Genomic DNA, 15,437 nt, shown 5'->3' with positions numbered 1-15,437 from the left:
AAGATTATATAAAACAACCCCCATACGGAAATCCGTAAGGGGGTTGTTTTCTGTTTCCATTAATCCTGAAAGTCTTCAATTTCATTCATTCTAAACGTATACACTTGCTTCTCATCTACATGGTAGACCGTTATTAGATTCCCATCCTCATCAACATTAAGAATTCGGCAGGGAATGCTGAGCTTTATACCAAGCCCTTTATTAACGATCAATCGTATTAATTTATTACTTTTCATAAAAGCCCGGATAGAATCGAATCCGCTGTTAGAGGCTGAGGTATTCGGCTTCGCAGGTGGAGCTATAGGGACTGGCTGTCTGTCTAGCAATTCCGATTTACGCTGATCAATGAGCTGACCCAGTTGGATGCCATTTAATATGCGATAGTCAGTAATTGCCCCCTGGTTTAGCGCCTTAATAAGCTTCTCCAAAGCCTCACCATTGTTACCGCTTTCAATGAGTAATTCAACCTGGAATACATATGAGTTTGTGCGGGCCGATTGTGTTGGGTTCATAGTTCCTCCGGACTAAATAGTTAATAATACTTTAATAAATATAACATCAAATCAGGCATCTATGTAGTCCTAAAATCAGCGTCTGACCAACACTGCTGAGAAGGTTTTGCATATAATGTTGTTGCGGTTCGAACTGACCTGTCATGGCCTTGAAGTGAAGGAGGTGTCCTAAAATGATGAGAATGGTTCCTGTGCCTCTTGGGGACGGGGTTATTGCGCTTGGCGTTGAAGTTAAGCTGCCGAAAACGACGCTGCTTTCTATATCCACTGATAGAGGGTATATTATGTGCGGTGCCTTGGATGTAGGGCTTCTTAATGACCGACTGAAGGATAGAGAGATTATTGCTGGTAGAGCAGTTGGGGTGAAAACATTAGAGGAACTGCTTGCGGCGCCTCTAGAATCCGTAACAACTACCGCGGAAACGCTAGGCATCGTTGTTGGTATGAATGGCGCAGATGCGCTCCGCTTGATGATATAGCACTCGAGTGCATAACAAAGAGGCAGCCTCCGGCGTTCAAGCAGGAGACTGCCTCTAATTGATTTATATATTGTTTGTAATGTTATTCAAACAGTTTCTTCAAATTCACATCAAAAGGCGCCTCAATAATACCTTTTTCCGTAATAATAGCCGTAACGTACTCGTTTGGCGTAATATCAAATGCCGGATTGTACACCTTCACGCCTTGCGGAGCAGTACGCTTGCCAAAGCCTTCTGTAATTTCTTCCGCATTACGCTCCTCAATCGGAATTTCAGCGCCTGTAGGCGTATTAAGATCGATGGTAGAGAGCGGGCAGGCTACATAAAACGGAATGCCATGAGCTTTTGCCAATACAGCAACGCTGTAAGTACCGATCTTATTAGCAACATCACCGTTCGCCGCAACGCGGTCCGTGCCGACGATAACGGCATTAACCCAGCCTTTGGACATGACATGACCGGCCATGTTATCACAAATAAGTGTGACATCTATACCAGCTTGATGGAGCTCAAAAGCAGTAAGTCTAGCGCCTTGCAGAACAGGACGAGTTTCGTCTGCAAATACACGAATGTTCATGCCACGTTCTTTGGCAAGATAGAATGGCGCAAGTGCTGTACCGTATTTGGCTGTAGCAAGGCCGCCAGCATTGCAATGAGTGAGGACGCCGATGTCATCCTGGAATAGAGAAAGGGCATGCTCGCCAATCATACGATTGGTCTCTTCATCTTCACTTTGAATGGCAATGGCTTCTGTAATAAGCGCTTGCTTCGTGCCTTCCAGCGTCAATCCTTCAGCAGCAATGGCCTCAGCGCGAGCTTTCATCCGGTCAAGTGCCCAGAACAGATTAACTGCTGTAGGGCGGGAGGTCGCAAGATATTCTGCAGCTTTGTGAACAGCTGTCAGCCATTCCTCAGCAGATTCAGCCGAGCGGCTTCCGAGCACTACGCCGTACGCTGCTGCAATACCAATCGCCGGAGCGCCTCTTACTTTCAGGTGGCGAATAGCTTCCCAAACATCCTCCGACGTCTCGAGCGGCAAATAAACGATTTCTTCCGGCAGCAGCCGCTGGTCGAGCAGATCAAGCTTATCGTCATGCCAAATGACGGATTGCAGGCCTGTGTAGCTTGTTGTAGTCATCTTGTAAATCCTCTCTTCGCTCAGTATTGCTTATTATTAATGCTTCGCTTCAGCAGTCAGAATAACGTCGATTGCTTGTTCAATGGAAGTCGCACGGCGGTTCAAATGAATAAGGGATGTACCAATCTCAAGCGCCAAACGCTGTGCGCGTTCGCGTGCAGCCGAATCCGGAATGGTAGCAATGTCAGCGACATGTGCCAGTCCTACGACACGGCGAACAATTTTACAACCGGCATAACCGATTGCATCTTGAAGCAGGCGGCTCATGTACAGATCCTGATAACCAGGCGTCGTGTTAGCGATGCGGTCAACACCATGCTCATTCCATAATGCACGGAACTTCTGGTCGAACTTGGTCCATGTGTCGCGAACAGTCTCAACCAGATAACCGCGGAAATCAGCAAGCTCGTTCTCGTCTTTAATCCAATGGCCTTGTCCAGCGTAATTCAGCAGCAGGTTAGCAATAACCGCGCCGATATCAAAGCCGATAGGGCCGTAATAAGCGAATTCCGGGTCAATGACTTTTGTCGATTCCGGTGTGGCAAACACGCTTCCTGTATGAAGGTCGCCATGAAGTAATGCTTGTGCGTTTGTCAGGAACTTCTCGCGGAGAAGGGCTACTTCGAGATGAAGTGCTTTGTCCTCACGCAGTGCAGCTGCAGCATCTTCAATGGCTGGTTCAATATTATTGTTAGCGGAGACCGTATAAGGATCGTCGAAAATGAGGTCTTCCGTTATTTTGCACAAATCCGGATTAATGAACTCTTTGACGCGGAGCTTTTTCTCCTGCTGGTTCAAGCCAAGATCCGAAGTAAAGAATAGTGTATTCGCCATAAAGGTCGAAATATCTTCAGCGAATTTCGGATAACGAATGCCATTAATCAGGCCTTGGCGCATAATCAGGTGATCGCTCAGATCTTCCATGATTGTAAGGGCAAGCTCTGGATCGTATTTGTATACAGCAGGTACAAGTCCAGGAGCGAGCTTGTTCTGAAGGATCAGCGATTCGCTTTCGATTCGTGCGCGGTCGAGGGATAGAGGCCATGATTCGCCAACAACCTTTGCATACGGGAGAGCTTGCTTCATAATGAGGCTCTTGCCGCTCGCAGCATCAGTAATATGGAAGACAAGATTCAAGTTACCGTCGCCGATTTCACGGCAGTTTAAAGCAGCCCCTGAAGGGAAAAATCCTTCGATGCTGCCAGCGATCGCAATCGCTTCTTGTTCAGTTAATGGATGATAAGCAGACATGGTTCGTCCACCTCCGATTTCATATTATAAAATGGCATAACAATGCCAAGTAAACTCCTCAACATAGTATAGCGGATATTATTTCGCCTTGGAATACCTTCAAATGATATAATGTAACGTGACAAAGGACAAGTATCGTTAAGCAGTTGCTTACGAAGTAAGAATTGTTTCACAATTCTTTGTAGGGGGTTGATTATTATCATGGAGGCTAACTACCCGGTCGCATTAAAGGAATGGGCCGTAACGGTAAAAGCGCTGCAGGAAGGGCATCTTATGCTTGTTATGCGTAAAGGTGGAATTATTGAGGAGACACGGGATTTTCAATTGGTAAGCCCAGGCTTCTACCTCATGCCGGCTTACGAGCATCAGAAGGAGCATTTGCTTAAAGCAGATTATCAGGGGCAGATCCCAGGAACGATGGAGGGGTGGACGCCTGACATGGCGTCGATCAAGCTGAGCTCTTATGCAGAGGCGGTAGAGGATATCGAGATTACGGATCAGGAGACGCTGGACCGGATTCGAGAGTATCACATTTGGACGGATACATTTGCAGAGGAGCGGCTCAAATGGAAGCGTACGAAGCCGTTGCATCTGTTGCTTCTTCGGGTATACCGTTTGGAAGAACCTATCGAATTACCGATGAAGTCTACTTATAACGGCTGCAAATCTTGGGTACAACTGGAAGAGGGAATGCCTGAGCCAGTTATGAAGCCGGTTTTGACCGATGAACAATTTAATCATCAGGCAGCGCTAATCAAACAAGCATTAATAGGAAGAGATAAGTCAAAGTGAACAGAATTCCAGCCTCGAGGCGTTCCCGCATTGATTTATAACAAAACTTATAATAAAATAATTATTGAGAATCAATGAGAATCACTCTATAATATTCCCATTTGGAAATTCATTTATAGGGATGAGCCTAAAAACCGATTACCAACCTTGGAGGGATAACTATATTATGGCAACACATTTTGTCATCGATGGCCTGAAAGCAGAGATCGAAGGAAAAGAAATTTTGAAAGGCATTAACCTTGAAATCAAAGGCGGAGAAATCCACGCAATCATGGGTCCTAACGGTACTGGTAAAAGTACTCTTGCATCCGCATTGATGGGTCACCCGAAATATGAAGTAACTGAAGGCTCCGCTACAATTAACGGCGAAGACCTGCTGGAGATGAGCGTTGACGAGAGAGCACGCGCTGGCCTGTTCCTTGCTATGCAATATCCTAGCGAAATTCCTGGTGTAACTAACTCCGACTTCCTCCGCAGCGCGATTAACGCTCGTCGTGAAGAAGGCAGCGAAATCTCGCTGATCAAATTCATCCGTCAAATGGAAAAGAAAATGAAGGAACTTGAGATGAACCCTGAGTTCGCTCACCGTTACCTGAATGAAGGCTTCTCCGGCGGCGAGAAAAAACGTAACGAAATTTTGCAAATGGCTATGATCGAGCCGAAAATCGTTGTTCTTGACGAAATCGACTCCGGTCTTGACATCGACGCACTGAAAATCGTATCTAACGGCGTTAACGCTATGCGTTCGGAAGACCGTGGATTCTTGATCATCACTCACTACCAACGTTTGCTGAACTACATCACGCCGGACTTCGTACACGTTATGATGCAAGGCCGCATTGTTAAATCGGGCGGTCCTGAGCTCGCACAACGTCTTGAGAACGAAGGTTATGATTGGGTTAAAGAAGAACTTGGTATTGTTGACGAAACAGTAGGTCAAGCTTAATCGGCGGAGAAGGGAGCATAACGGGATGAGTACACAATTAACGACTCCGACGGACCGCCAATCGGCCGAAGCGCTTGCTAAGAGCAAAGGCGAACCGCAATGGCTCGTCGATCTTCGCGGTGAAGCGGCTGAGCTGGCTGGCACACTTGAATGGCCAAAACCGGAGAAAATGCGTATTGACCGCTGGAATTTGACAGCAGTTGGCGCTTATGAGCAAGGCAAAGCGGTAGGTTCAGTTGCTGAACTGCCGGAAGTAGTACGTGAGCTGGTTGCTGAAGGTACGGAGAACATTATCGTTCAGCACAACTCAAGCGCAGTTCTGAAGCAATTGTCGGCAGAACTTGCAGCGAAGGGCGTTATTTTCACAGATTTGGAGACAGCATGCAAAGAGCATGCCGATCTCGTTAAACCATATTTGTTCCAAGCTGTATCGAAGGGTGATAACAAGCTGACTGCGATGCATGCAGCACTTTGGAATGGCGGCGTATTCGTATACGTACCGAAAAATGTTGAAGTTGAGCTTCCGCTGCAAGCAGTGCTGTTCAACAACAAAGCGGACGCAGCGTTTGCTCCACATATTCTAATTGTTGCGGAAAGCAACAGCTCCGTTACTTACGTGGACTATGTAGTATCCGAACCGGGCACGATTGATGCACCATTCGTTCATCATTCGGCTGTTGAAGTGTTCGTGAAGTCTGGTGCACATGTTCGTTTTGGCTCTATTCATCATATGGCTGACAATGGCGTAGATATGACGCTCCGTCGTGCAGTTATTGAGAATGACGGTCAAATGGAATGGGTAATCGGCGATCTGAACGATGGCTTTACAGTATCTGATACGGTGTCTGTTCTTAAAGGCAACGGCTCGAATTCGGACGCGAAAGTAATCAGCATCGGCAGCAAAGAGCAAAAGATGAGCCTTACGACGCAAGCGGTACACTTTGGCCGCAGCTCGGAGAGCAACATGGTTACACGCGCTGTAATGAGAGAAAGTGCTACAGCTATCATTAACGGCATCACGAAAATCGAGAAAGGCGCAACGAAAGCAAACGGCGTGCAAACAGAAAAAGTTCTGATGCTTAGCCCGAAAGCTCGTGGTGACGCTAACCCGATTCTATTGATCGACGAAGATGATGTTAAAGCAGGTCACGCAGCAAGCGTAGGCCAAGTAAACCCGGAGCAGGTATATTACCTGATGTCCCGTGGTATCAGCAAGCAAGACGCTGAACGTTTAATTATTTATGGATTCTTGGCGCCTGTCGTATCGGAGATTCCGATTGATGCGGTACGCGAGCAGCTTCAGCGTTTGCTCGAAAGGAAGCTTGAAGGATGAATATAGAAGCGGTACGGGAGCAATTCCCGATACTGCATCAGAAGGTAAACGGGCATTCGCTCGTGTACCTCGACAGCGCGGCGTCTTCCCAGAAGCCGCGTTCCGTCATTGATGCGGTTAGTCGTTATTACGAACTGGATCACTCGAATGTGCACCGCGGCGTTCATACGCTTGGATCGCGAGCGACAGACGCTTATGAGGGTGCACGGGAAAAGGTAGCCAAGTTTATAAATGCGAAGTCGGCGGAAGAGATCGTGTTCACACGAGGTACAACGACGGCTCTTAACCTAGTCGCATCGAGCTATGCTCGCAGTGTATGTAAGGAAGGCGATGAAATCGTTATTACGCCGATGGAGCATCATGCCAACCTTATTCCTTGGCAGCAAGCAGCCAAAGCGACTGGTGCGACGCTGAAGTACATTCCATTGCAGCCGGACGGCACGATTTCGCTTGCTGATGTTGAGCAAACCATCACGTCAAATACAAAAGTCGTCTCAATGACTTATGTATCGAACGTGCTTGGCGTTGTAAATCCAATCAAGGAAGTTACAGCTATCGCGCATCGTAACGGGGCAGTCATGGTTGTTGACGGCGCACAAAGTACTCCGCATATGAAAATTGACGTACAGGATCTGGATTGCGATTTCTACGGTTTATCCGGTCATAAAATGTGCGGTCCAACAGGTATCGGTGCTTTGTACGGCAAAAAATCACTTCTTGCGAACATGGAGCCGATCGAATTTGGCGGCGAAATGATCGACTTCGTTGATTTATATGAATCAACTTGGAAGGACGCTCCTTACCGTTTTGAAGGCGGCACACCGATTATTGCGGGTGCTGTAGGTTTAGGTGCAGCGATTGACTTCCTGGAACAGATTGGTATGGACGAAATCGACAAGCATGAGAAGCACATGGCAGCATATGCTTACGAGAAGCTGTCGCAGCTTGATGATATTACGATTTACGGGCCTAAAGCCAATCGTGTTGGACTTGTTACCTTTAATCTAGGCGACATTCATCCACATGATGTGTCAACCGTACTTGATTCTTATGGCATTGCAATACGCGCAGGTCATCATTGCTGCCAGCCGCTTATGCGCTGGCTGAATGTTTCGTCCACAGCTAGAGCAAGCTTTTATCTATACAATAACGAGGAAGAAGTCGACCGCTTAGTGGAAGGCCTCATCCGGACAAAGGAGTTCTTCGGTCATGCAATTGGATGATTTATATCGTCGAGTCATCATGGATCATTATAAAAATCCACGCAACCGCGGAACCTTGGACGCTGAATCTGTAACAATCAACTTGAATAATCCGACTTGCGGCGACCGCATTTCGCTTCAGCTTCAAGTTGAGGATGGCAAAGTAATCGATGCGAAATTCAGCGGAGAAGGCTGCTCCATCAGCCTTAGCTCTGCATCTATGATGACAGAAGCTGTTAAAGGCAAGACTTACGATGAGGCGCTTAATCTGGCTGAACGATTCTCCGGACTTATGAAGGGTGAATCTGTTGAGTTTGATGAGAACGAAGATATCGAGGCTTTGTCTGGCGTTAACAAGTTTCCTGCACGGATCAAATGCGCGACGCTGGCGTGGAACGCTTTGCGCAAAGGGATCGAACAGCAGCACGTATAATACGAGTAAATAAGGAGTGTGAACACCATGGCAGGAACAATGCCTGAAATGGAAGATTATAAATATGGTTTCCGTGATGAGCATAAAGCCGTTTTCCAATCCGGTAAAGGTCTGACTGAAGAAATCGTACGTACGATTTCCGAGATGAAGGGCGAACCGCAATGGATGCTCGAATTCCGTCTGAAATCGCTTGAGCAGTTCAACAAAATGCCAATGCCTAACTGGGGCGGCGACATGGATGATCTGGATTTCAACGATATCCAATACTATGTTAAGCCATCTGAGAAACAAGGTAAAACATGGGAAGAAGTACCGCAGGAAATCAAAGAAACTTTCGATAAACTTGGTATTCCTGAAGCGGAGCAAAAGTTCCTTGCAGGCGTATCGGCTCAATATGAGTCCGAAGTTGTTTATCACAGTATGCAAGAAGATCTGGAGAAGCAAGGTGTTATCTTCACCGATATGGATACAGCGCTTCGTGAATATCCAGACCTTGTAAAAGAATACTTCAGCACAATCATTCCACGTACGGACAATAAATTCGCAGCTTTGAACAGTGCGGTATGGTCCGGCGGCAGCTTTATCTATGTTCCAAAAGGTGTGAAATGTGAAGTTCCGCTGCAAGCTTACTTCCGTATCAACTCCGAGAACATGGGTCAATTCGAACGTACGTTGATCATCGCTGACGAAGACAGCTTCGTACACTACGTAGAAGGCTGTACAGCTCCGATCTACAGCACGAACTCGCTGCATAGCGCAGTAGTAGAGATTCTCGTTAAGAAGAACGCTCGCTGCCGTTATACAACAATCCAGAACTGGGCGCCAAACATCTACAACCTCGTTACAAAACGTGCGGTTGCAGAAGAAAACGCAACAATGGAATGGGTTGACGGTAACATCGGTTCCAAGCTGACAATGAAATACCCTGCAGTAATCCTGAAAGGCCGTGGCGCAAAAGGTATGGTATTGTCCATCGCTGTTGCAGGCAAAGGCCAACACCAGGATGCAGGCGCGAAAATGCTTCACCTGGCACCTGACACGACTTCGACAATCGTATCGAAATCGATCAGTAAACACGGCGGTAAAGTAACGTACCGTGGTCTCGCATCGTTTGGACGTAACTCCGAAGGCGCGAAATCAAACATCAAGTGTGATACGCTCATCCTCGATAACGAGTCGACATCCGATACGATTCCTTACAACGAGATCATGAACGACAATATTACGCTTGAGCATGAAGCAACAGTATCGAAAGTATCCGAGGATCAACTGTTCTACCTGATGAGCCGCGGTCTTTCCGAAGCTGAAGCAACACAAATGATCGTAATGGGCTTCATCGAGCCATTCACGAAAGAGCTTCCGATGGAATATGCGGTTGAGATGAACCGTCTCATCAAGTTTGAGATGGAAGGCTCGATCGGTTAATCGATATTTGATGGCAAACAAAAAATCCCGTCCAACAGGACGGGATTTTTGTTGTTTTATTAGCTGGAAGATTAGAAGATAATTTCTTTGATCTCATACTGACGATCAACGGTAAGATCAATAAAGCGGTCGCCGATCTGGATAAGCGGACGGAAAAACTCGGTTGGATGTGTCATCACGATTGTACCAACTTCACCAGATTCAAGTACTGCTTTTTTGCCAATAAAGTTAGGAATCATATGTTTAATAAAGGTATGTGTTGTGTGGGCATCAAGCTCATTAAAGCTCATCTTGTGTAATTCCTTCAGAACGTAGAACAAGTCACGTTTCTTCTTGTAGACACGCTCCGAGATCATGGCACTGTAAATATCTACGACGGCTGTAATTTTGGCGACAGGATGAATCTGCTCACCAGTAAGGCCATGTGGATAACCACTTCCGTCATTACGTTCATGATGCTGTAGGGCGCTAATCGCAAGGTAAGGCGATTGATTTTCGAAAGAGTTAAGAATAATGTCATGACCATAAAGCGTATGTTTTTTTACTTCTTCAAACTCTTCATCGGTTAAGGAAGCCGGCTTATTCAGTATGCTGTCTGGAATTTTACTCTTGCCAATATCGTGGAGATACCCGGCTTTCGAGATTTCAAGCGCTTCCAATTCGCTGTAGCCAAGCCATGAAGCTAAGTAGTAGGACAACATGCCCACTTGAACGGAGTGTTGATAGGTATAATCATCTGCTGTATTTAAGAGCAGAAGCATGGAAACGACATCGCGTTCCATTTGGAAATTTTTCAGGAGAGGCTGGAAGGCAGCTGCAACCTCGTCTTGCTTGAGGATTCCACCGGTGTTTGCTTTTAGGAATAATTCCTCGAAGCCTTTGACTGCATTCTCATAATCAGGCCGCACATTGGGCAGCCATTTGGGATGAACTGAGGTTTCTAATGTGCGATGAACAGGTTGCTCTGTAGTTGTCCGGTTCTCAACATCAACATAGTCAACTTGATGTTGAAACAGCTTGGCAATATCTTTTTGCTCCAGGATTGTGCCTTTGGATAACACATGCAGGCCGTATCCGTTAAAGGTATCCTTGAGCAAAATATCTCCCTTTTTTAAATCCGATATATGCACCCTCATCGTTGCACCTCTATAGTTATTTATGAACGGTATGTATGAAGTAATAGTAACAATGAATGATTAGTATGGCAATAAGAGGGAAGTTAATTCGTGACTATTGTCCTATACTCTCAGCCCCATTTTACAGCGAATACTGTAATATAATCCATTAATTGGATAATGACTGAATCGGATTCCAAGGGCTTCCTTGCTGATGCCCTTTCCATTCGGAGCCATCTTCCCAAATTTCTTTTTTCCAAATCGGGACGATTTGCTTTAGTCTCTCAATAGCGTAACGACTAGCATCATAACAGGCATCCCGATGTGGGGAGGAAACGGCGATGACAACACTTGTCTCTGCGATATCGACCACACCAATCCGGTGTGAGATCGCGGTTAACGTGCCTGGCCAGCGCTGAGCCAGCTCTTCGCCAATTTGCTCCATCGTACGAACGGCCATTGGAGCATAGGCTTCATACTCCAGACGAATCGTACGTTGTCCCTGCGTCCATTCCCGCGTCGTTCCGACGAAAGCAATTGACGCACCATGCTCAGGTACGATTACTTTAGCCAGCACTTCATCTGAGGTCAGGGGATGCTTCGTAATGACGTAACGGCCGTCAGCGGATGTACAGTCTGGTGTATCTTCATTCTCTTCAGGCTCGCCTCCAGATACTGGTGGCAGGACAGCAAGCTCGTCAGATGCTTGAATGATCGTATCATCAGAAGCATAAGTTTGGTTACATGCGACAAAGGAAATACGTACGAGATCGGCTTGTTCCGGAAACTTCGCTGCAAGCAGCTGTTTTAGCTCGCTAACAGTCACCGAAGGTGTGTCCGTCTCGATATGGATAATGGGACTTCCGAATCGGTCCGAGAGTCCGGCGAATAGTTGAATAGTCCAAGTATATGTCATGGCAGATAACCTCTCATTAGTTAAGGGTAAACACCGTATTAGCATACCATAATCATGTGAAAAATGTTATTCTAGTAGAAGAGAAAAGGAGTGAGAGGCATGCCCCCATTGATGGACCGTTTCGGGAGAGAACACGATTACTTGCGTATTTCGGTTACGGATAGATGCAATTTGCGTTGTTTGTACTGCATGCCAGAGGAAGGGATGGAGTTCGAGGACGCTAGTAATCTGCTGAGTTATGACCATATTGTTGAGGTTGTGCAGACAGCGGCGGAACTAGGCATCTCCAAGCTTCGTATTACAGGCGGAGAACCACTTGTACGCCCGGGCCTGGACGGCTTGATCCGCAGGCTGAAGGCGATTCCGGGTATCGATGATATTGCTTTGACGACCAATGGCATGCTGCTAGGCAAATATGCCGAGGCTTTGAAGGATGCAGGTTTGAACCGGGTAAATATTAGTCTGGATACTTTAGATCCAACACGATTTAAGTTTATTGCCCGTAGAGGTGATCTGAAACGGGTTATTGAGGGCATAGAAGCAGCCGGCAAAGCAGGACTTGCGCCTATTAAGCTGAACTGCGTGCTTCTTAAGGGGATTAATGAGGACGAAATTGCAGCATTCCTGAAGCTTGCATACGAGCAGCCGATGCATGTCAGGTTTATTGAATATATGCCGATTGGCCACGCTGACGATAATTGGCGTAACCACTATCTGCCTCTGTCACATGTCCTGGAGACGGCAGAGCGTGAAGGATATACGATTACAAGACTGTTGAATATAAAAGGTAATGGCCCATCAGATGACTGGCACATGGAAGGTGGCCGAGGGTCGTTTGGACTTATTCATCCTGTCAGTGATCATTTCTGCAAAAGCTGTAACCGGCTTCGCTTGACGGCAGACGGTTCCATGAAGCCATGCCTCTACTGGGTGGATGAACTGAATGTGAAGGATGCACTTGGTGATCCGGAAGCTATGCGGAACATTTTCTATAGAGCGATGGATCTTAAGCCTGAGAATCATGAAATGGCGGCTAAGCTGGCGGATGAGGCGTTAACCCATACGCCAACTGACCGGCGGATGTCTCAAATTGGCGGGTAATGGACAGATTATTTCAGGGTGAAAAAGGAGGTCAGCATGACATTCTCTAACAGACCAATTGTCATTCTTCACAGCAACGATATTCATAGCCGTCTTGAGAATGCAGCGAGAATGGCCGCTTATATTGATGAGCAGCGTTCTGTTCACGGCAGCGGTCACCTCCTTTGCTTGGATATCGGTGATCATATGGACCGCATACGGCTGGAGACGGAAGGCAGCGACGGCATGGTGAATATTGAGCTGCTTAACGAAGCTGGATATGATGCTGTAACGCTTGGTAACAATGAAGGACTAACGTATGACAAGACAACGCTTGAGCGAGTGTATTACGAGGCAAAGTTTACGGTGCTTGCTGCTAATATGCTGGAGCGTGAGACTGGGAGGCTGCCCGAGTGGCTGCTGCCTAGTACGGTGATCGAGAAGGGCGGCATCAAGATTGGTCTTATTGCGGCTACAGCACGCTATACGGATTTTTACGAGCTGCTGGGCTGGGATGTGACCGATCCGCTTGTGGCGATCGAAGCAGAAGTCGCCAAGCTTAGAGACAGCGTTGACGTCATAGCCGTGATGTCGCATCTGGGGATTAACGTTGACAAGCAAATGGCGGAGAAAATTGCCGGTATCGATCTGATCATGGGCGGACATACGCATCATTTATTGGAGGAGCCGATTATTATCGGCGACACCTACATTTGTGCTGCGGGGAAATATGGTGAGCAGATCGGCCGCGTGGAAATTAAGATGGACACGCGGCCGATTATTCGCGCATCATGCGTACCCATGGCCGCATATGCGGAGCAGCCAGCCGCCGCCGCTATTATCGGCGGCTGGCGCGAGGCGGGCCAGCGGCGCCTCAGCCGGGTGATTGCCCGGCTGGATGCGCCGCTGCCCGCCCTGCCCGAGCGGGAATCACCGCTCGGGAACCTGCTGGCCGCCGGCCTGCGCCGCCATACCGATGCCGAGATCGGCATCGTGAATACGGGGCAGCTGCTTGGCGGCCTGCAGCAGGGCGACGTGACAGAGGGGCAGTTACATGCCCTCTGTCCGTCGCCGATCAACCCGTGCCGCATGCTGCTCAGCGGCGCGAATATACGAGCAGCGCTCGAAGAGGCACTGCTGCCGTCTTTTACCGGCATGAGGATAAAAGGCTACGGCTTCCGTGGTGAAGTGCTTGGTACACTTGCGCTAGATGGTATGGTTGTAGAGTACGATCCTGCGCTTCCGGAGCTGCAGCGAATCGTGTCGATTGTTGTTAATGGTGAGCCGCTTGCAAACGACCGAGAATATGTTGTTGGCTGCATCGATATGTTTACCTTCCATATCGGGTATTTATCGCTAGGGCAAGCGGCGGGAGTTTCTTACTATTTACCTGAGTTTATCCGTGATCTGCTGGCAAATGAACTGAAGCAAGGTCATGAGATTCCACGCTGCCACCAAGAAAGATGGAGAATATTGTCGAAAATTTAGTATAAAATGGTTGCCAAGCGTTAATTTATCCCTTACATTAACAATACGGCTAGTTTTGTCCGATGTTAATTATAGACATAGTATTAAGGGGAAGGATCGAGAACATGCGCTTGGTACCTATATCGCAATGCCAGCCTGGCATGAGACTTGCCAAAAAAATTTTCTCGGGCGACGGTTTAGTCCTCTTAGGAGAAAACATCGAATTAACCAGTCGCCATATTGTCCGTCTGGAGCAATATGGTATTCACTTTGTGTTTATTAGCGATCCGAGGACCGATGACATCGTAATACCGGAGATTATTAGCGAGAATACGATTAGTCTGGCCTTGAAGGAGATTAAGACTAATTTCCGAGCGATGATGGATTTGCCCAAGCAGAAGAAGGGCGCTCCTTATCCGTATATCGCACAGCCTTTCAAGCAGATGATGAATATGATTATTGATGACCTGTCCAATCATAAAGATGCGATGATTATGCTGATGAACATGGGGATTGTTGATGACTATCTCTATCAACACTCGCTTAATGTATGCGTCTATACGACTCTGCTGGGTTCAGCCTTTGGTTATTCCAGAGATGAACTGATGAAGCTGGGCATGGGGGCATTGCTGCATGATATAGGGAAGACGCAAATTCCGATGGATGTTCTCAAGAAACCCGGATCATTATCCGATCATGAATTTCAAATGATGAGGAATCATGCGAAGATCGGCTTTGAACTGCTGAAAGATGAGCCCAATATGCCGCTTATCGTGGCCCATTGCGCCTTCCAGCATCATGAACGGGTTGATGGCAGTGGTTATCCACGTGGCATCAAAGGAAATGAGATACATGATTTTGCCAAGTGGATTGGTCTTGTTGATTCCTATGATGCGATGACGACGAACCGGATCTATCGGTCGCCAATGCTTCCGCATCAAGCGATTGAACTGCTGTATGCAGGAACGGGGACGTTGTATGAACAGCACATGGTACAGCTGTTCAGAGACAAGGTGGCCATCTATCCAATCGGGATTACTGTACAAATTCACACGGGAGAGACAGGAGTTGTGGTTGACTTTAACCATTCATATCCACATCGTCCAATTGTCCGTATGCTATATAATGAAGCTGGTGAGGCGTTAGCTTCACCATATGAGATTGATATGTCGAAGCAGCTAAGCACCATGATTGTTGGTGTAAATGGTGAGAAGTCCAGTGTAGGGCTTGCATCGGGAATATGATAGACATAATTGATGGAAAAGGGGGCTATTGTGCCTCCTTTTTCGGTTTTTATACCTATTTTCATTTGCTTCCTTACCCTTCGAACATTACAATGGTATAAGCT

15 protein-coding genes are annotated in these 15,437 nt (G+C 47.2%); 10 read left to right on the top strand and 5 right to left on the bottom strand.

The window, feature by feature from the left end; genetic code table 11:
- Positions 1 to 59 precede the first annotated feature (59 nt).
- On the bottom strand, positions 60 to 512 hold the full coding sequence (locus FHS17_RS20370; RefSeq protein ID WP_167280280.1) for a hypothetical protein: 453 nt from the start codon (positions 510 to 512) through the stop codon (positions 60 to 62).
- Positions 513 to 685: 173 nt separating this feature from the next.
- On the opposite strand from FHS17_RS20370, the gene FHS17_RS20365 reads away from it, so the two are divergent.
- Positions 686 to 991, top strand: coding sequence for a YunC family protein (locus FHS17_RS20365; protein WP_167280279.1), 306 nt, complete (start codon positions 686 to 688; stop codon positions 989 to 991).
- 82 nt (positions 992 to 1,073) lie between these two features.
- On the opposite strand, the gene mtnA is transcribed toward FHS17_RS20365, so the two are convergent.
- Positions 1,074 to 2,129 carry an S-methyl-5-thioribose-1-phosphate isomerase gene (mtnA, locus tag FHS17_RS20360; protein ID WP_167280278.1) on the bottom strand — a complete coding sequence of 352 codons (1,056 nt, stop codon included), beginning with the start codon at positions 2,127 to 2,129 and terminating at the stop codon, positions 1,074 to 1,076.
- Positions 2,130 to 2,165: 36 nt separating this feature from the next.
- On the bottom strand, positions 2,166 to 3,380 hold the full coding sequence (gene mtnK, locus FHS17_RS20355; RefSeq protein ID WP_167280277.1) for an S-methyl-5-thioribose kinase: 1,215 nt from the start codon (positions 3,378 to 3,380) through the stop codon (positions 2,166 to 2,168).
- 201 nt (positions 3,381 to 3,581) lie between these two features.
- Between mtnK and FHS17_RS20350 the strand changes: the two genes are divergently transcribed.
- The 6 genes from FHS17_RS20350 (at position 3,582) to sufB (ending at position 9,511) form a co-directional block, all read left to right on the top strand.
- Positions 3,582 to 4,172, top strand: a complete 591-nt coding sequence (locus FHS17_RS20350) for a DUF1802 family protein (protein WP_167280276.1) — start codon at positions 3,582 to 3,584, stop codon at positions 4,170 to 4,172.
- Positions 4,173 to 4,338: 166 nt separating this feature from the next.
- A complete protein-coding gene (sufC, locus tag FHS17_RS20345) occupies positions 4,339 to 5,118 on the top strand; it encodes a Fe-S cluster assembly ATPase SufC (protein ID WP_167280275.1) in 780 nt (259 codons plus the stop codon).
- Between the two features lie 25 nt (positions 5,119 to 5,143).
- Positions 5,144 to 6,451 (top strand): Fe-S cluster assembly protein SufD, encoded by a 1,308-nt coding sequence (sufD, locus tag FHS17_RS20340; RefSeq protein WP_167280274.1) that lies wholly within the window; start codon positions 5,144 to 5,146, stop codon positions 6,449 to 6,451.
- On the top strand, positions 6,448 to 7,674 hold the full coding sequence (locus FHS17_RS20335) for a cysteine desulfurase (RefSeq protein WP_167280273.1): 1,227 nt from the start codon (positions 6,448 to 6,450) through the stop codon (positions 7,672 to 7,674). The genes sufD and FHS17_RS20335 overlap by 4 nt, the downstream gene beginning before the upstream one ends.
- Positions 7,661 to 8,086, top strand: a complete 426-nt coding sequence (sufU, locus tag FHS17_RS20330) for a Fe-S cluster assembly sulfur transfer protein SufU (RefSeq protein ID WP_167280272.1) — start codon at positions 7,661 to 7,663, stop codon at positions 8,084 to 8,086. Before FHS17_RS20335 ends, sufU begins: the two co-directional genes overlap by 14 nt.
- Before the next feature lie 27 nt (positions 8,087 to 8,113).
- A complete protein-coding gene (gene sufB, locus FHS17_RS20325) occupies positions 8,114 to 9,511 on the top strand; it encodes a Fe-S cluster assembly protein SufB (RefSeq protein WP_167280271.1) in 1,398 nt (465 codons plus the stop codon).
- A gap of 71 nt (positions 9,512 to 9,582) precedes the next feature.
- Here the strand turns inward: sufB and FHS17_RS20320 are convergent, their stop codons facing one another.
- Complete coding sequence (locus tag FHS17_RS20320; RefSeq protein ID WP_167280270.1) at positions 9,583 to 10,647, bottom strand: HD-GYP domain-containing protein; 1,065 nt, start codon at positions 10,645 to 10,647, stop codon at positions 9,583 to 9,585.
- Between the two features lie 148 nt (positions 10,648 to 10,795).
- Positions 10,796 to 11,542 (bottom strand): molybdenum cofactor biosynthesis protein, encoded by a 747-nt coding sequence (locus FHS17_RS20315; protein WP_167280269.1) that lies wholly within the window; start codon positions 11,540 to 11,542, stop codon positions 10,796 to 10,798.
- 99 nt (positions 11,543 to 11,641) lie between these two features.
- Here FHS17_RS20315 and moaA point away from each other — a divergent pair, with 99 nt between their 5' ends.
- The 3 genes from moaA (at position 11,642) to FHS17_RS20300 (ending at position 15,333) form a co-directional block, all read left to right on the top strand.
- A complete protein-coding gene (gene moaA / locus FHS17_RS20310) occupies positions 11,642 to 12,643 on the top strand; it encodes a GTP 3',8-cyclase MoaA (RefSeq protein WP_167280268.1) in 1,002 nt (333 codons plus the stop codon).
- 36 nt (positions 12,644 to 12,679) lie between these two features.
- Entirely contained in the window at positions 12,680 to 14,110 is a 1,431-nt protein-coding gene (locus FHS17_RS20305) for a bifunctional metallophosphatase/5'-nucleotidase (RefSeq protein ID WP_167280267.1), read from the top strand.
- Positions 14,111 to 14,214: 104 nt separating this feature from the next.
- Positions 14,215 to 15,333, top strand: a complete 1,119-nt coding sequence (locus FHS17_RS20300; RefSeq protein WP_167280266.1) for an HD-GYP domain-containing protein — start codon at positions 14,215 to 14,217, stop codon at positions 15,331 to 15,333.
- Positions 15,334 to 15,437: the final 104 nt, after the last annotated feature.

Source organism: Paenibacillus lupini (assembly GCF_011761355.1).
Lineage (GTDB): Bacteria > Bacillota > Bacilli > Paenibacillales > Paenibacillaceae > Pristimantibacillus > Pristimantibacillus lupini.
Note: the sequence above shows the minus strand (reverse complement) of the source record. Positions and strands in the feature narration are given on the sequence as shown.